This window comes from Pseudoalteromonas piscicida (assembly GCF_002744175.1).
GTDB classification, from domain to species: domain Bacteria; phylum Pseudomonadota; class Gammaproteobacteria; order Enterobacterales; family Alteromonadaceae; genus Pseudoalteromonas; species Pseudoalteromonas piscicida_B.
Map to the genome: position 1 here is coordinate 131,029 of NZ_NKHF01000062.1, position 24,606 is coordinate 155,634.

The following is a 24,606-nucleotide window of genomic DNA, read 5'->3' on the forward strand; positions in this document are numbered from 1 at the left end:
TTGCTTGTCGATGTTATATTAGCGTTTCTTTAGGAAAAGGAACGCTAAATGAAGGTTTTACATACATCTGACTGGCACTTGGGGCAATCGTTTTACGAACATGATCGTAGCGAAGAACATCAACTTTTTTTGAATTGGCTAATAGATGTATTAGTCCAACAACAAATTGATGTATTACTCATCAGCGGAGATATTTTCCACACCGCTACGCCGCCTGCTAGCGCAGAGAAACAACTGTATACCTTTATTCAAAGCGCCTCATTCAAATGTCCTGACCTGCATATCGTGCTAATTGCAGGTAATCACGATTCTGCAAATAGAATAGAAACTGCCAAGCCACTCCTTACTTCATTTAACACTCATGTTATTGGTCGTTTTGATAAGTTAGCGCCTGAACAAGTAGTACTCGACTTGATGGTTGGCAAACAGCACATGCATGTTGTGGCGATGCCGTTTTTGCGCAGTGCTGATCTACCAAAGCCAGAGGACGATGCATTCGATTATCAAATTGGTGTGCAATTGGCTTATCAAAAAGCAAAAGAAACCATAAAAGAGGTACAGGGGCCAATCATTCTAATGGGTCACCTCCATGCTAAAGGAGGGAGTATTTCTGAAGACTCAGAGCGCAATCTCAATATTGGTGGTTTTGATGCCGTATCGGCCACAGTATTTGGTGAACAGTTTGATTATGTTGCTTTGGGTCATCTCCACAAAGCGCAGAGCGTCGCAAAGCAGACTGCAATTAGATACAGTGGTACGCCTTTGCCTATGTCGTTTTCAGAGCGTAACTATAAGCACCAAGTGCTTCTATGCGATTTTAATGAGCAAGGCCTAGTGGATGTAAAGCCCCTTTACGTCCCACGCTTTAAAGATGTGCTTTATATTCCTGAGTTAGGTGCTAAACGTCTGGCTGAGCTGTGTGAAGAAATCGCATCCCATGATTTTAGTCAGTTCGACAATGCGCCTTACATCCGTCTTAAATTATCCGCAGCAGAAACAAGCAGCCGTTTTCGTGTTGAGGTCGATGAGGCTTTGAAAGGAAAAAATGTTAAATTCTGCGGAATAGAGCGAGTATCTGAAGGCATTACTACGTGTGAAAATGTATTTGAGGATTTAGGCAAGGTAGAGTCATTGTCGCCCAACACGCTGTTAGATATTGCCTATCGAGAGATAGAGCCAGAGCAAGATACGGCCCCAGCTTCCCTACACGACAAACTAGCGGAAGTGATCGCGAGCATGGAGGAATAGAGCGATGAAACTCGAAAAAATAGTCATTTCAAACTTGGCGTCAATTGAAGCGGCTGAGGTTGATTTTACTGCGGCACCTCTGAAGGATACTGGACTCTATGCTATCACGGGTGATACCGGTGCAGGTAAAAGTACTTTGCTAGATGCTGTATGTCTGGCACTTTACGGAAAAACAGCGAGATTAAAGTCCGACGATAAAGAGAAGGTGGCGTTCAATGGTGACAATATCAAACTCAATGACCCTCGCAACTTGCTTCGCAGAGGATGTGTGTCAGCCAGTGCTACCGTGGTGTTCATTGCTCAGGATGGCAAACGTTATCAAGCCGTATGGTCTGTTGAGCGAGCGAGAAAAAGCCCTAAAGGCAACTTAAAGACCGCCTCCATTGAGTTATATAGCGTACCGGCGATGACTTTGGTCTGTGAAAAGAAAAAAGAGACTGAGCAGAAAATTGAGCAATTGGTTGGGCTTAACTTTGAGCAGTTCACTCGCGCGGTATTGCTTGCACAGCATGAGTTTTCTGCATTTTTAAAAGCGGGTGGGGATGAGCGAGCGCAGTTACTAGAGTGCCTTACTGGGACAGAAAAGTTTAGCAATATAGGCAAAGCGGTTTTTGAAGCGCACAAGCAAAAGAAACTGGAACTGCAATCTTTGCAAGATAGATTAGGTCAAATCGTGCTCTTGTCACCAGAGCAGCAAGCTGAACTCGAAACACAAAAATCGCAGCAGATTAATGCGAGAAACCAGTTACAAGATACAAGCACAAAATTGCAATCTCAGCTGCAGTGGTTAGCCGATGTTGAGTCAAGAAAGCAGAAAATCGCAGCGATAAAGCAAGACTTAGTTGTACTTGAAGAAAGGTTGAAAGATAAGGAAGCTGAACAACAACATGCTGAACAAGTATTAAAAGCGAATGAAGTGCGCGATAACCGAGAGCAGCATGAGTTTGCCAAGAGTCGCAAGGCACAGTTTATCCATGAGCTAAGTGCCCTGAAACAACAAGACTTTGAGTCTGATTTAGCTCGCTTGAATACACAAATACAAGAATTAGAACAGCAAGTTATTAAGCAGCAAAATGATTTTACTGCGTTAGAGCCGAGCTTTAATGCCGTTCGACTGCTGGACGAAAAACTAAGTCTGCATAAGGCACAAGAACAAGAAACCAAACCATATTTGGAAAAGCACACAGGCTTAGTTCAGCAACGTGAAGCTGAGCTCACCGAGCTGACAGCGAAGCAAGCCAAGGTGGATAATGAACTTAGACAACTGGATCAAGACTTAGCCAACCTTAACTCTGTAGCAAGTATAGCTAAACAGTGGGATGCGGTTCAGCCTCAATTTGATGATCTACAGCGGTATATGCAGCAGCTTGAGACACATACCACACAGCTAGATGCCTTACCGGCTAAGCAACAGCAACTCACTACAGAGCTTGTGCAACAACAAGGACAGGCACAACAATTAGATACGGTCTATCAAGCGGAAGCGAAAAAACTCGAGCAACTACAAAGCAGACTTGCACCATTAACAGAGCAAGATCTTAATCAGGAGGTGCAAAACTGGTCGTTGTGCGTTCAAGCTTACCGTAGCATTGAGGAGGGTGACGCCTTATTACACCAGCTGCGAGCACAGCAAACGCAGCATCATATAGGCTTAGAAAGATTAGAGTTACAGATCAAAGATACCAAACGGCAAGATGAATTGTCTAAACAGCGTCTGGCGCTAACCAGAGACAATCTAGAGCAAGTTCAATTGAGGGCAAGTGAGCGGATCAGCGACTTACGCTCGCAGTTGAGAGCTGGCCAAGAATGTATGGTATGCGGTTCAAAAGAACATCCTTATGGTGTTGAGCACATTGATGCTCACTGGGAGCAGTTATTGTCTGATTTCCGTTCACAATATCAAGCCGCTGAGCAGGCTCGTGAGCAGGTTTTACAGCGTTATAATCAGCAAGTTGGTGAAAAAGAGCGAGAGAATGCACTTTGGCAATCTGTCTCACAAGAAATAGCCCATTGCACCAAGCAACTCAATGACAATCATGAACGGCTAAACAGGATGCCTGAAACGTATCTGGTTGGGAGTGCAGAGCAAGCCGAATTAACACTCGAGCGTGTACAGTCACAGCTTGCGCAGCTATCTCAGTTAAGAAGCGAGATAGACGGCCAATGGCAAGTTGTGCAAGAGGCGCAGCAACATCTTGACCGAGCCAAACAAAAAGGACAGGCACTGCAGCAACAGCATCATGATTTGAATAATCACATTACTTTTTTACAAACCGAGCATAAGCAGCTAGCACAAGCGGTCAGTGCATTAAGGGACAGGCTAACTTTATTGGTTCCTGATACTACTTGGTGGCAACGCTTTGATGAGTCTGCAAGCTCTGCGTTTAAAGAACTGAAAGAGCGGGTACAGCATTGGTTAGCCGTGTCTGAGCGTCATGGTGCATTACAAACGAATAAAGCACAGTTGGAAAACCAACTACGTTTGGTGAGCCAACAAAAAGAAGATGAAATTTCGCGTGTAACCGAGCTTGAGCAGACACTAAAACAACATCATCACAGCATGGAGACTATAGAGCGTGAAAGGGCGGAATACCTACCTCAACAATATAAGAGGCTGGATGATTGGATTGCAGATCTGAAACAGCAAGCGCATTCTTGCAAAGAGCGGCTCGTTAACACTCAACAGCAACTCACTCAGACTGAGGCAAAGCGAGATAAAGCTTTGCATAGTATAACTCAACTAGAGAAGCAGATAGCAGAATATACCGAACGTCTTGCTCAGCTTGATGAGCGCTTTACTAGTTGGTTAAAGCAAAATGAGCTCACCAAGGAGCAAGTGCTGGCTCTATTGGGTGCGAGTGTTGAACAAGCCCATGAGCATCTAGAAAAATACAAACAAGCTCAACAGGAACATCAAAATACCAAGAGTCTGCAATTACATCAGCAACAGGAACTTGCACATTTGATGCAAAAGTTCCCAGATGGTATCGATAAAGAATCAGTTAAACAAGAGCTTAATACGACCAATCAAACGCTTGAACAAACGCAAAACCAGTTATTACAAATACAAAGTGCATTAGAGGTTGATGCGCAAAATAAGCTACAGTTTTCGCAGCAAGCTACAAAGTTAGCTCAATTACAGGAAGACTACGAGCACTGGCACTTATTAGATAAGCTGCTCGGTGACGCCACAGGTAAAAAGTTACGTAATTGGGCGCAAACGCAAACCTTAAAAATCTTATTACAGTATGCTAACCAGCAATTGCATACGCTATCAAGACGCTATGTACTTACAACAATTGAGCAGTCTTTAGAGATAGCGGTTATAGACAAAGACATGGCAGATGAACAGCGCAGTGTAAATACGCTTTCAGGAGGAGAGTCATTTTTAGTGTCACTCTCACTTGCGCTTGGACTTGCCGCGCTATCATCGAATAAAGTACAAATACAATCGCTGTTTATAGATGAAGGGTTTGGTACATTAGATCCCGATACTCTGGGTGTTGCCATTGATGCGCTGGATGCCTTGCAGTCACAAGGGCGTAAAGTCGGGGTGATCTCGCATGTGGCTCAGATGAGTGAGCGAATAGCTACGCGGATCCACGTTAATAAGCAACCCGGAGGTTATTCATCACTAAGTTTAGTCCCACAACCATAAGGAAATTTGGATGCCGACATTTACGGGCGAAGAAGCCCAAAACTATGACTTAAGAATCACTAAGCTAGTGCCTGGCTATGAGTTGCTTCATCAGCTCACAGGAGCACAATTACTTGCACTTTACCCAAAGCAAGCCTCCATTTTAGTAATAGGTGCAGGGACAGGTAAAGAGATTGTTGAACTGTCAAAGCTCAACCCTTCGTGGCAATTTATCGCCCAAGATGTATCTTCAGATATGTTAGAGATTGCAGATCAGAATTTTACTAAGTTGGGATTAAAAGAGCGCGTGCAAATCCACTATGGCGCTATTTCGCCTAAGGTTTATCAAGCTGATGCGGTGTTATGTTTACTCGTGATGCATTTTGTTAAGGATAATGGCGACAAGGCCAGCTTGTTTAAGCAAATGCATGAACAGCTAAAGCCCAATGGCAAGTTGTTTATTGCCGACTTAGAAAGACCTGCAACGGGTTTTGAGCGGGATGCTCAGCTGATAGCCTGTAAGCAGCTTGGCCTCTCAGAGGTTGGCGAACAGCGCATGCGAGTTAATTTGGAACACGAATTTTATCCAGTTGATAAGATTCGGTTGGCCGAACTCTTAAATACCGCAGGCTTCGATGTTGCAAAGCCCTTTTTTAAAGTGTTGGGCTTTTCGGGCTATGTTGTTAGCGTGAAATAGAACAAAATTTTACCAAGTCGTTATGCGCGGCTTGGTTTTCTCTCATTTGAGTCACACCGGTACTTATGCCGCTCCCTCTGGTTTAACCACGTTCAATAGTTTCAATTTTTCTTAACGCTTACCCAATTTGAAGGGTCTAATCAGACGTTAACTGCTTTAAAAATTTTCATTTAGAACAAATAAATAGACAAAATTTTTGTTTTGCTTACATGGACGTCGGTACCTTGGCGTGAGCAGGGGGCGGAAGCGGTGTTGTCGACAAAACTGCCTCGCTTCAAATAGATCACTTGATAATGTAAATAGGTACAGTGCCAATGGGTGCAAGAGGCAAAGGTCTTAGGGCTTGTCGAGTAATAAAGAAATCTATTCTTAATAGAATTGGATGGGCATGAGCTTGATTCGAAGTTAGTAAAATACTGATCTTATGGCTATAGCTTGGTAAAACTCTGATCTGGATTTGGGCTAATGATCCAATAGATCACTATTTTACTAAGTAAAAACATGATCTGTAAGTGTGCCTGTCCTTCTTATTTTTTGTTCTACTATAAATCTTAGAGATTTACCTTTGTGTGATGATGTTTACTAACTTATTGATTTTTATATTACTAAGCTGTCGATAGTCTAGAAATGGTGAAATAATAAGACGTAAGTGATAGTCAACGGCAAACTCGTCGTCTAACCACATTAGGTTGTTAGTAAAAATCTGATCTCTGAGTAATGATTTTGCGTAAGTACGCCCCGAAATTATATGCCAATCATATGTTTTTATTGAAAAATCAGGAGCTGAGAATAACAGCGCCTCTTGACTTGAGTGTTGCAGTAACTGGTTATCCCGATATGCCTGCCAAGTTGGGTAGTTAGTAATATCGTGATCTGTGAGCTTTGCAGTAAACAAAAATTTAGCGAATACATTAAAGATCTTACGCCAGCCATTACCACAGTGCTGGTTGATATGATCGATTTCTCCGGGGGCTAGCGGAGTGACTTGCGTTAGGTTCTGGTAAGGCTCTAGCTTTGGTGGGTGTTCGATGTAAAAAGCGACCCTGCCTGTTTTGGCTCCTAGGCCTTGAGTTAGTATTTTTTTGCTCTGTACTGTGATCATGGTACTTGGCTTTGAACTATAGATGCATAAATTGAGTAACTATACCACGATATCGTTCAGAAGATGAAAGTAACAAGCAAGTAAAAAACCATTGAAAATTAAACTAAAATAAAAGCATTTACGTATTAGACCCAATACAAATTGGAGAAATAATATGAAACTACGTCACTTTCTCGTTGGTGTATTTGCAAGTATAGCTGTTATGGCTTGTACCGGGCTGCCTAACGGAATTAAGCCGGTGAGTAATTTTAATGTAGAACGATACACTGGCACATGGTATGAAATTGCTCGGTTAGATCACGCTTTTGAGAGAGGCATGCAAAATGTCACCGCGACCTATAGTGAAAATAGTGATGGTTCAATTAAAGTTGTGAATAGAGGTTATGTGACAGATGATAGTCAATGGAAAGAAGCGATTGGTAAAGCTAAGTTTGTTGCAAATGATGAAATAGCGCATCTGAAAGTTTCATTTTTTGGTCCTTTTTATGGCAGTTATGTGGTGTTTGAGCTAGACGAAGATTATCAGTATGCCTTTGTGACTAGTTACAACCGAGACTATCTTTGGTTACTTTCACGAACGCCTCAAGTATCAAAAGGCATTATTAAGCGTTTTGTGACTACTGCAGAAGAATATGGATTCAACACCGATGAACTTATATTCATGAAACACGATCCGATTTCTGAGTAAATAATCTGGACTTCGAATAATTAGTGCTTTTTTAGCAGCCAGTTTTAGCGCTAACTGTGTTGAATTGACCTTCAATAGCCAGCTTATGGTGAATCAGTTCGTCTTACTTACAGTATGTAGCTATCTTAGCAAGAGCTGGGTGCGAAGCAGTGCTATCCCCACCCCCTGTGGTTAGATAAAGAAATAAAAAAAACAATGAAGTAGCTCATTCTTTATTCAGACCTCAGGTTAAAAAACGTAAACCCCCTTTACAACGATGTTCCTATTATAGTGTTTTGAATTTGTCTTATTCCTGTAGGAAAGGGTTAATAAATCAGTCAGTCAACTGTAACAGGAACACTTCACACTGTTGCACGCTTTACAAAAAACAATACTTAGGAACTGGAGTAACTCATGAAGCGTGTAGCATATTCTTTAATTGCAGCGGCAGTTGCAATGGCACTTACAGCCTGTGATGGCGATGATGGTGAACAAGGCCCAGCTGGTCCACAGGGTGAGCAAGGTACAGCAGGCCAAGATGGCACCAATGGAACGGATGGTGCAGACGGCTCTAACGGTACGGACGGACAAGATGGCAGCGATGGTCAAGACGGTGCAGACGGTCAAACAGGTCGCGATGGAAGTTACAGTGTACCCGGACTTGTTCGCATCGCGACAGTACCGGCCGGTGCAGAAGTAACAGGCTTGTTTTTGTCTGAAGGTGGTGATTTATTCTTTAATGTTCAGCACCCAAATGATGCCAACACAGAAACTGATAAATTTAATAAAAAACCTTTCAATACAGGTACTGTGGGTGTGTTAACAGGCGTTAACTTTAATAATCTTCCTGCTAATATCCCGAGTGCACCTATCCCTGCATCGACCATGGAGCAGCAAACGGTTATTTCTGCAATTGGTCAATATCAAATCTTAGGTCAAACTGGTGATACTTTTGCAAGCTTGGGTGAAAATGGACTAGCTGGCGGTCTTGGTGTGCACTACAGCATTTCAACGGGTGAAGAAATCATTAAAAATGATAACCCAGATTTCAACGGCTTCATTCCTGTGGATGCAGATACCGGTTACTTATTCACTAACTGGGAAGCATACCCTGGCGGCGTAAGTCGTTTGAAAATGAGCAAAGCGACAACGGGTAAATGGTCAATCGAAGAGGCAATGATGGTTGACTTTGATGGTGTTAAAGGCACCGCGGCAAACTGTTTTGGCTCAGTATCTCCTTGGGGCACGCCACTGACTTCAGAAGAATGGATTGTTTGGTCAGAAGTTGACTCAACACAAGATCCTGACTGGAATAACCCTGCTGAAACTGGTAATGACACAATGGAAGCGTTAACAGCACCAGATTTCCCTAATCCTTATCGTTACGGCTATATCGCTGAAATTCAAAATCCAACAACAGATACTCCAGATGTAGTTAAGCATTTCACTATTGGTCGTTATGAGCATGAAAACTCAGTCGTGATGCCAGACCGTCGCACGGTTTATTCATCACAAGATGATACTGGCGGTGTATTGTTTAAGTTTGTTGCTGATCAGCCTGAAGATCTGAGCGCTGGTACTTTATATGCAGCCAAACTAACTCAGGATGCTGGCCTGACTGATCCTGCCGTTACTGGGTTCGATGTATCTTGGGTTGAGTTAGGTAGCGGTAGTAATGCGCAGATAGAAACTTGGATTGCTGAGTATGACGGTATTAACGAGTCTGACTATGTGGCAGATCAGACAAGCTACCTATCTGTTGCCGACGTTAAAGCATGGGCTGAAGGAGCTGCAACGTATCCTACCATTGAGAATGGTGGTGGCAAGGTAACAGCTGGAAAGCCTATGGATAACCGCGCGATTTTCCTTGAGTCTCGTCAGGCTGCACGTCAAAAAGGCGCAACTGCGGAGTGGCGTAAACTGGAAGGGATCAGCATCAACCATAATCGCGTGCTAGAAGCGGTAACTGGTCAAGATGTCGTACCTGGCGAAGTGGTAGACAAAGCTTATATGTATATCGGTATCGCTGATTTAGATAACACGATGATTGATGATAAGGGTGACATTCAACTTTCTGCCCGTGTGAAAGATTGTGGTGGTGTATACCGAGCACATATCGATAACAGCTATAACCTCACTCGTATTGAGCCGGTTGTAATGGGTGGCACTTACCGCTCTTCACTAACTGGTGCAGAACGTTGTGACGTTAACCAGTTGTCACAGCCAGACAATGTTATTGTGATGGAAGATGGTCGTATCATCATCGGTGAAGATGGTTTCCAAGAAAACAACACGCTTTGGCTTTATGACCCTAAAGCAAAATAACTGAGTGTATTGCAGTGCATCTAATGATGCGCTGCATTTTTTTATCAAAATTTTGGAGTCATAAAAATGAAATACGTTAGCCTAACTCTAGTGGCATTAACGAGCGTAGCTTTGCTTGGTTGTAATGATGAACCAGCCACAGGGCTAACCAATACAGCATTTATTGCCACCGCACAAGCTGCAGCACCGTATAAGCGGGGAGATGACATTCCTGCTACCGCATTTATGCTGCATGATGAAGTGTATAACCCGGAATCGGTGATCCCGCCTCAGTGCTATACCAAAACGGATGGGGTAAACAACCCATGTTATGCCTGTCACCAATCTTATGATGAGAAAAGTCGACCTAATATAATGCGTGATGCGAATCTGCAAGGGGCTTATGAGTTTTCTGATCTTGGGTTTAAAAATCACTGGAAGAATCTGTTTAAAGATCGCTCAGAGCTTATCAAAGATATTTCAGATCAAGATATTACTAACTGGGTTAACCAAGATAACTACACACCATTTATCGAAAAATTAAAAAATAATCCTGATTGGAAAGGTGAGATCACACCTATTGAAAACTTAGCCTACCCTGAAAAGGCGTTTAACGAGCTAGGTATAGCTAACGATGGGAGTGGTTGGGTGGCATTCAATTACAAGCCTTTCCCTAGTACATTTTGGCCTACAAATGGTTCAACAGGGGATGTCATGATCCGTCTTGCTGACAATTTCAGAGAAAAGGGCGATACATATAATCAAGATGTCTATTTGGCGAATCTTAGCCTAGTTGAAATGGCTGTAAAGGGGCTTGACGAAATATCAACACCGATAATTTCCGAGCCACGAGTTGGTGTGGATTTAAATGGCGATGGTAAGCTCACAAACATTACCAATATAAAACGTAAAGTGCACTATGTTGGCGATGCGAACAAAGTAGAGCTTGCTCATCAGCTATATCCAGAGGATACAGAGTTTTTACATACTGTTCGTTATATTGGAGTTGATGAAAATGGACAGGTATTTAATGCACCACGAATGAAAGAAGTGCGGTATATGAAAAAGCACAACTTTAAATCTAAACAATCTCTAGGTGCAGCCTATTATCGCGAAGCAAAAGAAAAATCTTTTGAGAACTATCCTCAAACCCTCTACTTAGGAGATCAAGGGATAAACAATAACTTTGGTTGGACTATCAATGGTTATATTGAAGACAAATCTGGTGAACTGCGTCCACAGCATAAGCAAGAGCTTGCATTTTGTAATGGCTGTCATAAAACCATAGGAGCAACGTATGACCAAACATTTTCGTTTGCACGCAAGGTTGAAGGCGAGCTTGGGTGGGGTTATATCAACCTAAAGGAGATGCAAGATGTACCTAATAAAGGTGAAATACAGGGCGAGTTTTTAACCTATATGATGCGTGTTGGCGGCGGAGATGAGTTTAGACAGAACCAGGAAATGCTAATGCGTTGGTTTAATAAAGATGGCACGGTGAATACTGAAAAGGTTAAATCTGCGGAAAATTTGTATGAGTTGATCACCCCTTCAAAATCCCGCGCTCTTGCGCTAAATAAGGCATATTTAACCATAGTAAAGGAGCAAAGTTATCTGTTTGGCCGCGATGCTACTATCGTAAAAGCGCGCAATGTGCTGGAGCAAGTAGACGATTCACAGCAGCCATTAGAACCTCAACACCGCTATGTATGGGACATGCAGCTAGATTGGAGTACAGCGAAATAAAAACCTGAGAGAGGGGGTTTTCCCCCCTCAAAAAATACTGTGGACAGGCATACAACAAATACTGTGGACAGGCATACAACAAAGACCTTCAACAATACCGTGGACAGACACCTGTAGTTTCTTTTTTCACCCAGAATGTACTGGAAACTCCTGTAACTTCAGCTACGCTTTAGATTCTTTAATTAACATTTCAAAGTTCAAGGAGTGAACGATGGGATTGCCACGGAAGTGCCAAATCAGCTTGTCGGATACCCAATATTACCACTGTGTGTCACGTTGTGTACGCCGAGCGTTTTTGTGTGGAGAGGATGAAGTAACGGGTAAGTCTTACGAACATCGGCGTGGATGGGTCGAGGAGCGACTTCATCTTCTTGCTAAGTCGTTCTGTATTGATGTTTGTGCTTATGCGATCATGACAAATCACACCCATCTTGTGTTGTATGTCGATGATAATAAAGCACAAAGAATAAGTGATAAATCGGTGTTGACTCGCTGGTATACGCTATACAAAGGTTCTTCGTTGGGTCAGCGCTTCTTGCAAGGGGAAGTATTAAATAAAAGTGAGCAGATGATCTTACAAGAAGAAGTCGAAGAATATCGAAGTAGGCTTGCAAATATTAGCTGGTTTATGCGGGGGTTGAATGAGTTTATAGCTCGAAAAGCCAATAAAGAGGATGAGTGCACAGGGCACTTTTGGGAAGGGCGTTTCAAATCTCAAGCTCTGTTAGATGAATCAGCGCTGTTGGCATGCATGGTCTATGTCGACTTAAACCCCATCCGAGCAAAAATAGCTGATATCCCGGAAGGGTCGGAGCATACCAGCATCAAATTAAGGTGTCACGCTGCAAGAAAAGGAGAGCAACCAAAGTCTCTCATGCGATTTGTAGGTAATAGCAAAAAGAAGATGTCAAAAGGGATCGCATTTGAACTAAGCTCATATCTAGATTTAGTTGATGTAACTGGCAGGAGTATTCGTTCTGACAAGCCTGGGTATATAGATGGCAGCCAGCATCCCATTCTCGATAGGCTCAATATTTGTTCTCAAAATTGGTTGAAGCTTACGACTAAGTTCGAAGAGAGTTTTCATGGAGCTGTAGGTAAAGCAAATTCAATAATATGTTTCTGCGAACATCAAAACTTTAAACGACGAAGTAATATCTCAGCGAGCAAGCAGTTGTTTGCATAGTATTAAGTTTAGTTGAATTAGTGTAATTAGCTCATTCTTAAAAGTGCCAAGTGCCCGTTCCTTCTGCCACGAGCTACTAGAAGTTACGCATTACACATTCATAAAAATCAGTTAATTCAAAAGTAACCAAGCCTCTAGTTGAATCATTATGTTATTGGTCAAAAGGTAGTTTTGCATTCAGCTTGGCTTCTATCATTTTTTGAGTGCCTGTCCATTTAAAACCGTCCTTTAGAATGCCGCCCCTAGCTTGTATAGAACCGAACCTATTGTTTTTACGTTCAACTTTCGCTCTGTTTGGCTCGATAGTGAGTAAAATGAACACGAAAAAGACATTAACTATCTTAAGCCCGAGCGTTACAGCTAAACTTAATTGCGCTATCAATGCCTGTAATGTAATCAAGTGCCTGTCCATGGAAACTCCTTTTCATACAGGTAGTTTTAAGTAAAATAACTTACTATAGCACCTTTTAACTATTTTTCATGAGGTTACGGCTTTATTGTACTTCACAAAATAGGAGTCAGTAAGTTTGAAAGGCACTGTTTTGGGTAACTATATTTATTGCGGTGGCTGTCACTACATGGTTGCTTATAATCTAGAATAAAGCTCAATCACCTTCATTACAGGAGCCAAGTTCTTTGTCCTCGCAGGTGGTGCTACAACAGAACCTGATTAGTAGTGGGAGATTATGAAAACTGGCATAAACGTAGGCAAGTATTTATGGCCACTAAGTATCAATTATCTCAACAGGTGGCACTAACAGGGGAAAATCAATCCTTTCACAGAGCTGCCAGTATCAGTATCTAGATACTGGCAGCTCTGAATTATGTTAAATTCCTTGCCTTTGCTTTTTATTGACGTAATAACAGTATAGAGATGTATGGCAAAGTTGAGTGGACGATAAGAGAGCTGGAATCAAAAATATCCCAGCGAGAAATTGCCGAGCCCAATGAATTAACGAGTCATTTTTTACTTCAACATCAGAAGCTAGCGCTTTAAACAGATAGCCTGCGTTTTAGATTATTAATCTATTGATACAAAGCGCAAAACCAAAAGAGAACAACATAATCGAAATCCTAGCTAGCGCGATTAAATAGAAGTTTTGTTTCGAATAAGACCTGCGACCAGAAGAAGGCTGTGTTCCCGATAGTGTTTTGTGGGTGCAAAGCGGCTAGCCAGCTCGTATGGATTAGTCAGAGTTTGCCCGGAGATTAGGTTTCTCGGTTTTATTTAAGGAATGAAGAGCAGTTTTAAAGCCACTGAGATCAGGATTTGACTAACTGGTGTGTACTTAGGGAAATTAAGATCAGATTTTTACTAAGTAGAAGCTGAAAAGTAAGCTCTAGATCACTTTTTTACTAACATGTCTTGCAAACGAAGCTTCATAGATCATTATTTTACTAACTTTGCAGACGTTGAGTTGGTAAATTTGCGGTGTGTAGGGAAGTCGTTGCTGATATTTTATGCTAAATGTTGTAGTTTCAAAGAGTTAATTAAGCAATGTTAGTAAGATTGTGATCTAAGAAAGGCGCCATAAGCGGCGCCTTAGTTAAAATATGATCCAATAAAGCGTACTAAGCAATACACCGGTAATGACTAGGTAAAATAATGATCTAAAGCACTTAGGTTTAGTTGCAAAGATAGTAACAAGAAGCAATACCGCCAGGGTCATATAGCCGATAAACTCCAAGCTACCATAGGCACCTCGAGTTATAACTGCAAGTGCAAAGCTAATGGAGAGGCAAAGCCAACTAATAATGGTTAATTGGTTTGTCACGTTCCCTTTCGGACGTGCACCATATACTTCTTTAAAGTGATTGGGCTTTGCGACAGCAAAACCCATAAACGCTAACAAGCAAAGTAAAAATGTCAGCCATTCCATTAGGCATTTACCTCGTGTTTTGCTTGGCGACGTGGAATCGCTGGAGTTGTCGCCTTACCATTTGTTTGGAGTTTTTTAGCTTGAAGCATGAAACCCGCCGCGATACTAATAGCCAAGGCATCAAAACCAAACAATACCCACTGACCATTAAATAAATAGCTCACAAGATTGCCATCTGTAGTTAGCATGTTTACTAGTGGCAGTAAGCCCCATAATATAGCGTTTAGCCTTGCCGACTGTAGCCAAGCTAGTTTATCCGACTTACATAGAGCGCATACAATGACTACTCCCCAAGTGACGAAAAACGCTAAAACTTCTTTATCTGCGCGTCCTGCCAATTCAGTGGGCAGCATGCGATTAGCATGAAAAAATATCGCTGTTGCAGCGGGTAGCCCCATGATTGTACCTAGGTTCAAGGACTCCACCAATTTAAGTCCTATACTCGGTTTTTTATCACCCTTTAACTTCTGACGTAACCTCTTTGCCCACATGACAGCACCTGTGGCTATCATTACACAGCCAGCCAACCCTGCAATAAAGTATAGCCAGCGTAGGACTGGCGCTGCTAATCGCCCTGTATGTAGCGCTATCATGCCGCCAAACATATTCTCAGCTCCAGACAAATTTACATTGTGTGTCCTCAGTAATTCCCCTGTTTCAGCACTATACATCCAGCTTGGTGGATCGTCCTGTACAGCTCGTTGAGCATTAGCATAGAGCTTAATGGTTGCGTTAGTGTCTCCAGGGGAAGAAATGACAATACGGCGAAGCGGTGCGTTATGTGAGCTAGTAAAATAATGATCTAGTGCCTGTCCTAGAGCGAGTGCTTGCAGTGGCTGTCCTGTTTCAGGGAGCTTTGCTAGTAATGGGTAGCGTTCGCTTCTTAGCGTTTGTTTATCTTCATAGCGTTGCTCGCCAGGCTGTGGTAGTAGCATAAAAATGAGGGTTACTAAGCCTGTGTAAGTGATCATAATATGAAATGGTAAAGCAACCACTGAGGATACGTTATGTGCATCTAACCAGCTTCTTAGCCCTTTTCCATTTCTAAATTGGAATAAGTCTTTAAAAATACGTTTATGGATCACCACCCCAGAAATAAGCGCGATCAACATAAACAAAGTTGCAAAACAAACAATCCAGCGTGCTGTGATTGCATTCATATAATGCAAGTCAAAATGCAAGCGGTAGAAAAAGTTCCCGCCTTTCGTTTCCCTAAATTCGGGCAATGGCTCCAGTGTTATAGGGTTTAAATATTCTGCATGACGCTTTCCTCGTCGCTCTCCTTCAGCTGGTTTGTCTGAATACATAAGCAACAAGCTTGGGCGCCGCTCTGTCGGCATCTCTATTCGCCATGAATCAGCTTGAGGCGCTTGCAACTGAAATCGCTCTATACTTTTTGTGATTGTTTCGTTTTGTAAAGCACGATCGTAATGAGGAAGATTGTGGGTTGCTGGTTGAGCCCATAGGCTAATTTCGTGCCTAAAAAAGCTGGCGGTTCCCGCAAAAAAGATTAAAAACAGCAGCCAGCAAACGAGTAGGCCAACCCATGTATGAAGCCAGGTCATACTGCGAAAAAAAGAGTCTCTCACAGCGAGCCTCCAAAATGCGTCAATGCGCCATAAAGAATACAAAGTATTCCGATCATGCCAAGAAATACCTTTCTAAAAGATCGGCACCCAAACACCCAAATAAAAACAATGGCGTAAAATACGATGCCTGTGGTTAATGCATATAAAAGCGCATCAAGGCGCTTAAGTGGTAGAGTGAGAGCTAACAAAGATGAAGCTAAGGCCGTTACGTAGTAGCCACCAACGATAGCAATAAAAAAGCGCGCTAGCACTTCTGCTCTATATAAAGCAGCCTGTTTACTTGTGTTATCCCAACTAGGCATAGCAACCTTCATAAAGCGTTTAAGAGTAATAGATTATTATCCAATAATTTGCATATAAATGATAGTGATTCGTACTTGTTTTAAGTTGAGTGTAATGATTCTGGAGACTAAATATAAGCCTGTGTGGGTGTGATGTCAGTTGTGACATAATGTTGGGCGTAGCAATAAAGTAAAAGCGAAGCACATATAGATGGATATTTTTGAACAAGTAAGAAAGTGTCGGCTTTGTGAAGGGACTTTATCGATGGGGGCTAACCCTATCATTCAAGGAACTACGCAAGCTAAAATACTAATCATAGGACAGGCACCTGGTCTTAAAGCACATCAAAGCAATAAAGCGTTTAATGATCCGAGTGGCGATAGGCTACGAGCTTGGCTGTCTGTCAATCACGAACAGTTTTATAACCCAGATTTATTTGCTATCGTGCCAATGGCTTTTTGCTATCCAGGTAAAGGGAAGTCAGGTGACTTACCTCCACCTAAAATATGCGCACCCACTTGGCATAAACCAGTATTAAAAACGCTCAATCAGGTTTCTTTGACCTTACTTGTGGGTCAATACGCGCAAAAGTGCTATTTATCGCATTATTCAACCGTCACAGAAGCGGTGAAAGCTGCCGATTTCGCCAACCAAAACCCATTGCCTTTGCCTCACCCAAGTCCAAGGAATCAAATATGGTTAAAAAAACACAGTTGGTTTGAAACTTGTGCAGTACCGCAATTACAGGCTCGTGTTAAAGCTGCAATAGCGCACTGATATTCAGAGGAAAGAAGAAATATATAATACTTTATTCCTTCTTCTTGTTTGCTACCCAATCCAAACCTCTTAAAACTAGGGAATAAAGGTCATATTCACGATTATTTATCATCATTTAGTTGCGTAATTAAGTGTATTACCTCATACTTCAGCTTGTTTACATAACGAACACTTTTTAACATTTTCAAAGGACTTGATAATGATATACAAGACTACCGGTTGGGCTGCTGTGCTCCTCTCTTTAGTTGCATTTTATCCGAGTATGCAACCTGGTGCGTTTTCTGTAATTGGTTTTTACCTTTGCCTGTTTTCCCTCATTATTGCGGCATTTGCGAGTCATATGGACAAGCCGATTTACTTCCGTAGTGTAATAACTTTATCACTAATCAATATTTTATTAGTGAATGACGGAACTCGAGCTAGTTTATTGATGGGGCAAAGTGACTGGGTCTATATTGGTTCTATGTATGGCATTTTTTTGGTGGTTGTGAGCATATGTGGGTTTTTGGTAAGCCGTGATTTGCTGACTGCTACGTTAGAAAGTAAGCCTTTCAGCAAGTAGTTTTATATTAGTGCACAAGGCCTTGCTTGTGCACAAGCACTCCTACAAAAATCAACTTGTCGCCAATGTTTGCGCTATAGTTGTGGTGGGTCTTCCTATTAGCTGACTAAGTGCTTTACTGTTTGAGGCTAAGTGGCCTTTTTGTGCTTGAGTTTCAGCATCAACCAGTAATAGCGCAAAGTTTTCTGGCACACCGAGTGCCACAAGATATGCTAAATATTCGCGACTTGATACAAAATTGGGCTTTACCTCTGCTTGGGTGTGCGAAGACACGGCTTGTGCCAAGCTATCAATTGTAAAGGCTGTGTCGCCTGCGAGCTCATGAATACGATTTTCATGACCAGTCTCACTCAATACTGTTGCAGCCGCGAGAGCATAGTCTCTGCGTGAAGCACTGTTGATTCTTGCTTGTGGCGCGATAGAAGTAATCGCTTGCTTAGCGTTAAATACAGGCGCTAAATCCGTATAGTTTTCGTTATACCAGCCATTTCTCAATATGCTGTACGCTATACCACTTCTCTTTAAATATGCTTCTGTTTCTTTATGCTCTTTGGCGAGTTCAAGCGTCGAACTATCTGCATTTAAGATACTTGTATAGGCGATAAAGCTGACTTGATTTTCTTTTGCTGCATCGATCACCGCCTTGTGTTGCTGTGTGCGACTCCCTATTTGATTGCTCGATACTAGTAGCAGTTTTTGCACGCCTGCAAGCGCAGTTTTTAGTGTGTTTGGGTTGTTGTAATCCGCTTCCCTTACCTTCACACCAAGTTGAATTAGTGCCTGTCCTTTATCTTTATCTCTAACCAGAGCAACAATATTGGATGCTGGTATTTTTTGAGTTAGAAACTCAACGGTGAGTTGACCTAATTTACCGGTTGCGCCAGTGACTGCGATCATTATGTATTCCTCTTTAAAGACTTGAATGTATTGGTTGATGAGTATTATGCGCGGTAATTTTTGTTATCATAAGATGAGTAAATCAGTATGGTGAGTTCGGTAAATGAGTACAATCAATCTAAATGCACTGAAACTCTTAGCAATATTTGCGACCGTGGTGGATACGGGGAGTTTTTCGCAAGCTGCGCGTAAGCTAGCTACAAGTCGCTCTAGGGTGAGTGAACAGATCTCTCACTTGGAAGAAATGTTGGGTGTCCGTTTATTGCAGCGCAGTACTAGGCAGCTCACACTTACTCGTGAAGGGCGAGATATTCTGGCACAAGCTCATTCCTTGCATGCTATTTTAGATGATATTGAGGTGGTATTAGATAACAAAGATCCCCATGGGATGGTGTCAATCACCATGACGCACGACATTGCACATAAGTTTCTTTTGCCAAAACTTGCAGAGTTGACTGCTCGCTACCCGAAGATCCAGCTTAATATCATCGTTGACGATGACAAGCGCGATATTATCAATGATCAAATAGACTTGGCGCTTAGAGTTGGCTTTCCCAAAGACAGTTCGCTTGTTGCTCGGCAGCTGCATCAAGAGCGCTTTAAATTGTATGCCAGCCCTAGGTTGATCAACCAATATGGGTTACCTGCGGGTGAAGCCCAGTTAAATCAATTACCTTGGTTGTTACTCGAGCAAGCTAAGGTAACAGGCATGACTCAGCTTTATCGTGATGGTATAGCGGTAAACCTGGCACCTAATCAAGTACACTGGTGTAATTCTCCTATGCTGTTACAACAAATGGCTGTGGCGGGATTAGGGGTAGCACAATTACTGCCATCAACGGTAAAGCAAGAAGTAGGGCGAGGTGAGTTACAAATGATTTGTCCTACGCTAAGTAGCGAACAACTAGTCTTTTCTTTGGTTTATCCGTCGAGAAAACAAATCCCTCCAAGGACTAGAGCCGTTATAGACTTTTTACTTGAGGCTGAGTTATTTAATTAAATGAGCTATTGATTTTCTTAAAAATAGAATGGTTGGTGTTATTTTTACAAATTTAATTATTTCAAATCGAACGTATACTTTTCTCCAACGGCTCGCGAAGAGCTCCCTAATATCGATTGAATTTATAGAGGAAAGTATCATGAACTTAATTAACATCATCAAACCCAATAGCACACTAGCTTCACTAGCATCGCTATTTGGTCGAATTGGCTTATCAGCAATTTTCATTTTGGCAGCGATAAATAAAATTCAATTTTATGAGGGGAATGCCGCTTATATGACATCGAGTGGTTTGCCTGGAGAGTTGCTACCATTGGTGATCGCATTTGAGCTGATCGGTGGTCTATTTATTTTGGTTGGGGCATTCACTCAACTTACTGCAATAGCATTTGCAGGGTTTAGCGTTATCAGTGCACTGCTATTTCACTTTGAACTGGCCGATCAAATGCAGTTTTTAATGTTCTTTAAAAATATTGCAATGGCTGGTGGCTTTCTGGCGCTAGCCGCCGCAGGTGCTGGCCAATTCAGCATAGATAGCAAATTCATGGTAAATAAATCATAACAGTACAAATTAAAAAGCGGCGCACAGCGTATTGTCTGTGCGCTAGCGCGAAGCCATCAAGCTCTTTTGAACTTGGCTTTTGCTATCAAAAAGAGCAATAAGGTTTGTCCTGTTAACACAACAAGGTGCCAGTACAGCGGAAAACCCAAAGCACCGTCAATTATGGTCAGCGCTAATTGAGAGATATGAAAAGTAGGTAATAACCAAGCAAACCATTGCATCCCTTCTGGAAACACTGTGATAGGTAACCAAAGTCCAGACAACAGCGATAAGGGAAGATAAATTAAATTGACAACCGCAGGTGCAGCCTTTGCCGACACAGAAAGCCCCACAATTAAGCCAAGCATACACAAAGGAAAAGTACCGACCAGAGCCAGTATGACCACTAACACCCACTGTGCGAGGGTTAATGACACCCCTGAAAACAGCGCCAATAGGCTCATTAAGCATGCAACAAGTAATGAAAATGCTGTGGCACTCACGCATTTAGCAAGTAAGTATTGATAAGGGGAAACCGGCGACAGTTGCTTGAGTACAAGCCAGCCATTTTGTTTTTCCAGCGCAACATTCACGCCAAAGGAAAATAGCGCAGGACCAATCATGGCGAATATCAAGTAATTGATAAACATATAATTGTGAGAGTCGTGATGGCTAAAAACGATACCAAAAAAGAGATAAAACAAGCAGGGAAACAAAGTCGCAGGGATGACAAAACCTTTGCTTCTAAAGGTGCTAAGTAGCTCTGTTTTGCTTTCAAGAATAAAAGAGGTGGCATTGATCATAGTGTTAAGCCTTCTGTATGTTCATTGAAGCTAAATAAGCTTCTTCTAGATTCATTGGTGCGACATGGAGATTGCAAATGCTGAACTGGTTTAATAGACGTTGCAGGATCTGGTTAGGTTCGTCAGTCAAAATAGTGAATTCGCTTCCTTGCACTGTTAGGTCAACCAGAGGTAAAGCGTCGACTAAAGCGGCCACAGGCTGCGCACAACTAAAGCGGATTTTTGAACGTTGGAAGTTATTAGCAATTTCTGGAATGTCGTTTAACTTTTGGCATTGCCCCTCTTTGAGTATCAATAGCTCATCAGCTAATGCTTCTGCTTCATGAAGATAATGTGTGGTCAAAAGTACCGTCTTATTTTGTTGTTTTAGTCTTTTAATGGACAGCCACAATTGCTGTCTAGACTCCACATCCATACCAGCGCTAGGTTCATCTAAAAAAACAATATCTGGGTTTCCTACGAGTGCAATCGCCATAAACAAACGCTGTTTTTGTCCTCCAGACAAGGTATCAAATGTTTGCTCTAAACATGTTTCTAGTTGGCATATTGATATTAACTGCGCCAGTAAAATGGGGTCTTGGTGGTAGCTAGAAAATAACCTTAAAAACTCGATGACCTTGGTGTGTAATGGTAATCCTGCTAACTGCATCATAGCGCCGACTCGCTCGCGGCAATGAGCTGAGTCTGGGTTGTGTCCAAGTACAGAAATGTGGCCTGAGGTTGGCGTTAACCGGCCGAGCATTATATTGATTAAAGTGGTTTTTCCGGCACCATTTGGGCCTAAAATGGCATATACCTTACCTTGCTCAAGCGTTAGATTGAGTCGCTCAAGAATTGGCATATTATCGTTGTATGAAAAGCGAATATTGGTTAGCTCAATTGCATTGCTCACTGTATTTACTCCCGAGTTTTGACTATCGAGCAGTATGCAGTGCATCAACGAGAGAGGTGAGTGAGGGTTGTCAGGAAATGAAATGACAATTGTCAGACACAATACCAATCTAGTTAATTAAGAGAGCTATGTTTCGTCCTCAAATGAACCTGTTAGTTTAATAAGTCGCAATAACAGGTGCAGCGCTAACTGCACCATTGTATTTTACAATCCAGTCATTTTTGATAAGTGTGTAGAGAGGGCTAGCTGGATCTTAGTGTTAGGGGCTTTTACCGTAAACAATGCTTCTTCAAAATCTCCCTTTGAGAAGCTGTCGTGAATATTATTTGATAAGGCATAAGGTTCGCTGGGCATACCAGTAAATGGGAAAATCATCCGATCCATACCGCCGTCACCGTCTTCGTCATGAATAACGTGAATGGCGTATTGTCCAGCGGGTACATCTTCAAAAGTAACCGAAGTGACGGGTGTCTGTGGTGAAACAATGAGCTTGCGAAAAAAGTGTGCGTCAGGATCATTCACATTCTTATCGCTATGGTAGTCGGCACTATTGTCAAATAGCAATACTAGCATCTGACCATCAGTGTTGGTAACGTCGGTGATTTCAACGGTAAGGTTAGTTGGCGGACCTGCAACCGTATTCACACTGACTGGACTTGTTGAACTGCACGCTGCAAGTAATGTCAGCGCAAATAAAATAATTAGAGACCTCATCCTTTGCTCCTATCAAGCGTTAAACTATAGCCCCACAAGCTTGTCATATAATTGTGTGATTACTGTTAAAAATTGTTAGATCTAGATGCAGGAGAACACTGTTCTGACCACTATGACATGAATATGCAAAAACTTGTGTCTTTCATTCTTTTTAAACGAACGTATTACCCAATTTTAGCTAATTTTAATCTCTCATCACTTTGATAATCTAAACACATAACGAAACAGTAATGGAGTTTCCATGAAAATTATCAGAGTCAATAAAGCACACGCGACTCAAGACGGCGGCGGTGTCAATATTAACCGGATCTCTGGCTTTGACGGAAAAAGCCTTGATCCATACCTTATGATTGACGAGCTGAAGTCAGACGACCCGAATGACTTTATTGCGGGTTTCCCGCCGCACCCACATCGTGGTATTGAAACCTTTACGTACATCCGCAAAGGCGGGTTTGAACATAAAGATCAAATGGGCAATGTTAAAGCAATCCGCAGTGGAGACGTGCAATGGATGAGCACAGGCCGAGGCGTCGTACACAGCGAAATGCCGCTGAGCGATACCGAAGGCATGCACGGCTTTCAAATCTGGCTGAACATGCCTGCAAAAGAGAAAATGCGGGCACCTAAGTATCAAGACACAACTGAACAGCCAGCTCCTAAAATCACCATAGGTGAAGCGGGATATTTTAAGGCGTTAGCAGGGACTTGGCATGTTGAAGGCCAACAGCTAGCTTCACCACTACAAGGTTTAGCGGGGAATGGCGCCCTTGCAGATGTGGAGTTGGAGCAAGGTACTCAGTTGCAATTAGATCTCACTCAGTTTGCTAAAGTGATGATTTATATCCACTCTGGTCGGTTTGAAAACTACGGCGAACAAACGCTTTTGGAGTTAGACCCAGAACATCAAATGAGTTTAATTGCAACGGATAAAGTAGGCTTTGTTATTCTTGCGGGACAGCCAATCAACGAGAAAATCGCACATATGGGGCCGTTTGTAATGAACACACAAGAAGAGTTGCATCAGGCGGTGAGAGATTATCAACAAGGTCGCTTCGGCGATATTGTATAGGGGGTTTACATGGGATTATTAATCGATGGTCAATGGCACGATAAATGGTATGACACCAAAAGTAGCCAAGGTAAATTCGAGCGCGAGTCTTCAAAATTAAGAAACTGGGTAACTCAAGATGGTAGTGCAGGGCCTTCTGGAAAAGCTGGCTTTAAAGCGGAGTCTGGTCGCTATCACCTGTATGTGTCGTTGGCATGTCCTTGGGCGCATCGCACGCTTATTTTCAGAAAGCTCAAGCGACTTGAGGGGCATATCGATGTCTCTATTGTAGACCCTGATATGCTTAATCAAGGTTGGACTTTTAGCAGCCAACGTCCAGAGGTCGGGGATAACCTGCATCAACAAAGCTTTATGCACCAATTGTATACAAAAAATGACCCAAATTATTCGGGTAGAGTAACCGTGCCTGTCCTTTGGGATAAACAAACCAACCAGATAGTGAGTAATGAGTCGAGCGAGATCATTCGCATGTTCAATAGTGCGTTTAACCATATCACTGGCGAGCAGGCAGACTACTACCCAGAGGCATTAAGAAACGAAATCGATGCAGTCAATGAATTTGTCTACCATCATATTAATAATGGCGTATACAAAGCCGGTTTTGCTACGACCCAAGAGGCATATAACGACGCGGTAAAGGCATTATTTAAGGCCTTGGATAAACTAGAAACTCAACTCGCAGCACAGCGTTATTTGGTGAAAGGCCAGCTTACGGAAGCTGACTGGCGCTTGTTTACAACCTTGATACGCTTCGATAGCGTCTATCATGGCCACTTTAAATGTAATATTAGGCAAATTGAAGACTACCCGAATCTTTCAGGGTATGTTCGAGACTTGTACCAGCATGCTGGAATAGCTGAGACAGTCGACTTTGCACATATCAAGCGGCATTACTACTTTAGCCACACTATGATAAACCCAACCCAAGTGGTGCCAGAAGGACCCGCAATAGATTACCTTGGTTATCATAATCGTCAGGGGATTTCTTTGTAGGCAAGTATAAACAATTGCCT

General features: G+C 42.3%; 22 protein-coding genes. 13 read left to right on the forward strand and 9 right to left on the reverse strand.

From position 1 onward, the window contains the following. The first annotated feature begins 48 nt into the window (after positions 1-48). The 3 genes from CEX98_RS14015 to CEX98_RS14025 are packed head-to-tail and all read left to right on the forward strand — an operon-like array spanning position 49 to position 5,582. Complete coding sequence (locus CEX98_RS14015; RefSeq protein ID WP_099642679.1) at positions 49-1,248, forward strand: exonuclease SbcCD subunit D; 1,200 nt, start codon at positions 49-51, stop codon at positions 1,246-1,248. 4 nt (positions 1,249-1,252) lie between these two features. After that, positions 1,253-4,906 carry an AAA family ATPase gene (locus tag CEX98_RS14020; RefSeq protein ID WP_099642680.1) on the forward strand — a complete coding sequence of 1,218 codons (3,654 nt, stop codon included), beginning with the start codon at positions 1,253-1,255 and terminating at the stop codon, positions 4,904-4,906. Between the two features lie 10 nt (positions 4,907-4,916). Further along, complete coding sequence (locus CEX98_RS14025; RefSeq protein ID WP_099642681.1) at positions 4,917-5,582, forward strand: class I SAM-dependent methyltransferase; 666 nt, start codon at positions 4,917-4,919, stop codon at positions 5,580-5,582. Between the two features lie 559 nt (positions 5,583-6,141). Here CEX98_RS14025 and CEX98_RS14030 read toward each other — a convergent pair. Further along, complete coding sequence (locus CEX98_RS14030; RefSeq protein ID WP_099642682.1) at positions 6,142-6,684, reverse strand: DUF6942 family protein; 543 nt, start codon at positions 6,682-6,684, stop codon at positions 6,142-6,144. A 154-nt stretch (positions 6,685-6,838) separates the two neighbouring features. Between CEX98_RS14030 and CEX98_RS14035 the strand changes: the two genes are divergently transcribed. The 4 genes from CEX98_RS14035 to CEX98_RS14050 all read left to right on the forward strand — a co-directional run bounded on the left by CEX98_RS14035 (position 6,839) and on the right by CEX98_RS14050 (position 12,587). Continuing rightward, the gene (locus CEX98_RS14035; protein WP_099642683.1) at positions 6,839-7,372 is read left to right on the forward strand and encodes a lipocalin family protein; all 534 of its coding nucleotides are present in this window, start codon (positions 6,839-6,841) and stop codon (positions 7,370-7,372) included. A 393-nt stretch (positions 7,373-7,765) separates the two neighbouring features. Next, the gene (locus CEX98_RS14040) at positions 7,766-9,676 is read left to right on the forward strand and encodes an alkaline phosphatase PhoX (protein WP_099642684.1); all 1,911 of its coding nucleotides are present in this window, start codon (positions 7,766-7,768) and stop codon (positions 9,674-9,676) included. A 66-nt stretch (positions 9,677-9,742) separates the two neighbouring features. Then, positions 9,743-11,401 (forward strand): hypothetical protein, encoded by a 1,659-nt coding sequence (locus CEX98_RS14045; protein WP_099642685.1) that lies wholly within the window; start codon positions 9,743-9,745, stop codon positions 11,399-11,401. Positions 11,402-11,612: 211 nt separating this feature from the next. Next, a complete protein-coding gene (locus tag CEX98_RS14050; protein WP_099642686.1) occupies positions 11,613-12,587 on the forward strand; it encodes a transposase in 975 nt (324 codons plus the stop codon). Positions 12,588-12,738: 151 nt separating this feature from the next. Here the strand turns inward: CEX98_RS14050 and CEX98_RS14055 are convergent, their stop codons facing one another. From CEX98_RS14055 to CEX98_RS14070, 4 genes are all read right to left on the reverse strand, one after another. Continuing rightward, positions 12,739-12,999 (reverse strand): hypothetical protein, encoded by a 261-nt coding sequence (locus CEX98_RS14055; protein ID WP_099642687.1) that lies wholly within the window; start codon positions 12,997-12,999, stop codon positions 12,739-12,741. A gap of 1,135 nt (positions 13,000-14,134) precedes the next feature. Further along, positions 14,135-14,467, reverse strand: a complete 333-nt coding sequence (locus tag CEX98_RS14060; protein ID WP_099642688.1) for a DUF3325 domain-containing protein — start codon at positions 14,465-14,467, stop codon at positions 14,135-14,137. Then, positions 14,467-16,056 carry a PepSY-associated TM helix domain-containing protein gene (locus CEX98_RS14065; protein WP_099642689.1) on the reverse strand — a complete coding sequence of 530 codons (1,590 nt, stop codon included), beginning with the start codon at positions 16,054-16,056 and terminating at the stop codon, positions 14,467-14,469. Before CEX98_RS14065 ends, CEX98_RS14060 begins: the two co-directional genes overlap by 1 nt. Then, a complete protein-coding gene (locus CEX98_RS14070; protein ID WP_099642737.1) occupies positions 16,053-16,358 on the reverse strand; it encodes a hypothetical protein in 306 nt (101 codons plus the stop codon). The genes CEX98_RS14065 and CEX98_RS14070 overlap by 4 nt, the downstream gene beginning before the upstream one ends. Positions 16,359-16,548: 190 nt before the next feature. Between CEX98_RS14070 and CEX98_RS14075 the strand changes: the two genes are divergently transcribed. Continuing rightward, positions 16,549-17,115: a uracil-DNA glycosylase family protein gene (locus CEX98_RS14075; protein ID WP_099642690.1), complete on the forward strand. Its 567-nt coding sequence runs from the start codon at positions 16,549-16,551 to the stop codon at positions 17,113-17,115. 199 nt (positions 17,116-17,314) lie between these two features. Further along, the gene (locus CEX98_RS14080) at positions 17,315-17,677 is read left to right on the forward strand and encodes a hypothetical protein (RefSeq protein WP_099642691.1); all 363 of its coding nucleotides are present in this window, start codon (positions 17,315-17,317) and stop codon (positions 17,675-17,677) included. Positions 17,678-17,728: 51 nt separating this feature from the next. Here CEX98_RS14080 and CEX98_RS14085 read toward each other — a convergent pair whose 3' ends face one another. Next, positions 17,729-18,574: an SDR family oxidoreductase gene (locus tag CEX98_RS14085; protein ID WP_099642692.1), complete on the reverse strand. Its 846-nt coding sequence runs from the start codon at positions 18,572-18,574 to the stop codon at positions 17,729-17,731. 103 nt (positions 18,575-18,677) lie between these two features. Here CEX98_RS14085 and CEX98_RS14090 point away from each other — a divergent pair, with 103 nt between their 5' ends. Further along, positions 18,678-19,574 (forward strand): LysR family transcriptional regulator, encoded by an 897-nt coding sequence (locus CEX98_RS14090; RefSeq protein ID WP_099642693.1) that lies wholly within the window; start codon positions 18,678-18,680, stop codon positions 19,572-19,574. Between the two features lie 139 nt (positions 19,575-19,713). Beyond that, entirely contained in the window at positions 19,714-20,136 is a 423-nt protein-coding gene (locus CEX98_RS14095; RefSeq protein ID WP_099642694.1) for a DoxX family protein, read from the forward strand. Between the two features lie 56 nt (positions 20,137-20,192). Here the strand turns inward: CEX98_RS14095 and CEX98_RS14100 are convergent, their stop codons facing one another. From CEX98_RS14100 to CEX98_RS14110, 3 genes are all read right to left on the reverse strand, one after another. Then, the gene (locus CEX98_RS14100) at positions 20,193-20,918 is read right to left on the reverse strand and encodes an ABC transporter permease (protein ID WP_099642695.1); all 726 of its coding nucleotides are present in this window, start codon (positions 20,916-20,918) and stop codon (positions 20,193-20,195) included. A 4-nt stretch (positions 20,919-20,922) separates the two neighbouring features. After that, complete coding sequence (locus CEX98_RS14105; protein WP_099642696.1) at positions 20,923-21,810, reverse strand: ABC transporter ATP-binding protein; 888 nt, start codon at positions 21,808-21,810, stop codon at positions 20,923-20,925. Positions 21,811-22,014: 204 nt separating this feature from the next. Beyond that, a complete protein-coding gene (locus CEX98_RS14110; protein WP_099642697.1) occupies positions 22,015-22,524 on the reverse strand; it encodes a DUF2141 domain-containing protein in 510 nt (169 codons plus the stop codon). A 241-nt stretch (positions 22,525-22,765) separates the two neighbouring features. Between CEX98_RS14110 and CEX98_RS14115 the strand changes: the two genes are divergently transcribed. Further along, a complete protein-coding gene (locus CEX98_RS14115; RefSeq protein WP_099642698.1) occupies positions 22,766-23,593 on the forward strand; it encodes a pirin family protein in 828 nt (275 codons plus the stop codon). Positions 23,594-23,602: 9 nt separating this feature from the next. Beyond that, positions 23,603-24,586, forward strand: coding sequence for a glutathione S-transferase family protein (locus CEX98_RS14120; protein WP_099642699.1), 984 nt, complete (start codon positions 23,603-23,605; stop codon positions 24,584-24,586). Positions 24,587-24,606: the final 20 nt, after the last annotated feature.

Excerpts from the sequence above, each read along its gene's own strand:
- CEX98_RS14035 (WP_099642683.1), top strand. The coding sequence starts at position 6,839 with ATGAAACTACGTCACTTTCTCGTTGGTGTATTTGCAAGTATAGCTGTT.
- CEX98_RS14060 (WP_099642688.1), bottom strand. The coding sequence starts at position 14,467 with ATGGAATGGCTGACATTTTTACTTTGCTTGTTAGCGTTTATGGGTTTT.
- CEX98_RS14070 (WP_099642737.1), bottom strand. The coding sequence starts at position 16,358 with ATGCCTAGTTGGGATAACACAAGTAAACAGGCTGCTTTATATAGAGCA.
- CEX98_RS14020 (WP_099642680.1), top strand. The coding sequence starts at position 1,253 with ATGAAACTCGAAAAAATAGTCATTTCAAACTTGGCGTCAATTGAAGCG.
- CEX98_RS14120 (WP_099642699.1), top strand. The coding sequence starts at position 23,603 with ATGGGATTATTAATCGATGGTCAATGGCACGATAAATGGTATGACACC.
- CEX98_RS14050 (WP_099642686.1), top strand. The coding sequence starts at position 11,613 with ATGGGATTGCCACGGAAGTGCCAAATCAGCTTGTCGGATACCCAATAT.
- CEX98_RS14085 (WP_099642692.1), bottom strand. The coding sequence starts at position 18,574 with ATGATCGCAGTCACTGGCGCAACCGGTAAATTAGGTCAACTCACCGTT.
- CEX98_RS14075 (WP_099642690.1), top strand. The coding sequence starts at position 16,549 with ATGGATATTTTTGAACAAGTAAGAAAGTGTCGGCTTTGTGAAGGGACT.
- CEX98_RS14115 (WP_099642698.1), top strand. The coding sequence starts at position 22,766 with ATGAAAATTATCAGAGTCAATAAAGCACACGCGACTCAAGACGGCGGC.
- CEX98_RS14095 (WP_099642694.1), top strand. The coding sequence starts at position 19,714 with ATGAACTTAATTAACATCATCAAACCCAATAGCACACTAGCTTCACTA.
- CEX98_RS14030 (WP_099642682.1), bottom strand. The coding sequence starts at position 6,684 with ATGATCACAGTACAGAGCAAAAAAATACTAACTCAAGGCCTAGGAGCC.
- CEX98_RS14040 (WP_099642684.1), top strand. The coding sequence starts at position 7,766 with ATGAAGCGTGTAGCATATTCTTTAATTGCAGCGGCAGTTGCAATGGCA.
- CEX98_RS14090 (WP_099642693.1), top strand. The coding sequence starts at position 18,678 with ATGAGTACAATCAATCTAAATGCACTGAAACTCTTAGCAATATTTGCG.
- CEX98_RS14100 (WP_099642695.1), bottom strand. The coding sequence starts at position 20,918 with ATGATCAATGCCACCTCTTTTATTCTTGAAAGCAAAACAGAGCTACTT.
- CEX98_RS14025 (WP_099642681.1), top strand. The coding sequence starts at position 4,917 with ATGCCGACATTTACGGGCGAAGAAGCCCAAAACTATGACTTAAGAATC.
- CEX98_RS14015 (WP_099642679.1), top strand. The coding sequence starts at position 49 with ATGAAGGTTTTACATACATCTGACTGGCACTTGGGGCAATCGTTTTAC.
- CEX98_RS14110 (WP_099642697.1), bottom strand. The coding sequence starts at position 22,524 with ATGAGGTCTCTAATTATTTTATTTGCGCTGACATTACTTGCAGCGTGC.
- CEX98_RS14045 (WP_099642685.1), top strand. The coding sequence starts at position 9,743 with ATGAAATACGTTAGCCTAACTCTAGTGGCATTAACGAGCGTAGCTTTG.
- CEX98_RS14080 (WP_099642691.1), top strand. The coding sequence starts at position 17,315 with ATGATATACAAGACTACCGGTTGGGCTGCTGTGCTCCTCTCTTTAGTT.
- CEX98_RS14055 (WP_099642687.1), bottom strand. The coding sequence starts at position 12,999 with ATGGACAGGCACTTGATTACATTACAGGCATTGATAGCGCAATTAAGT.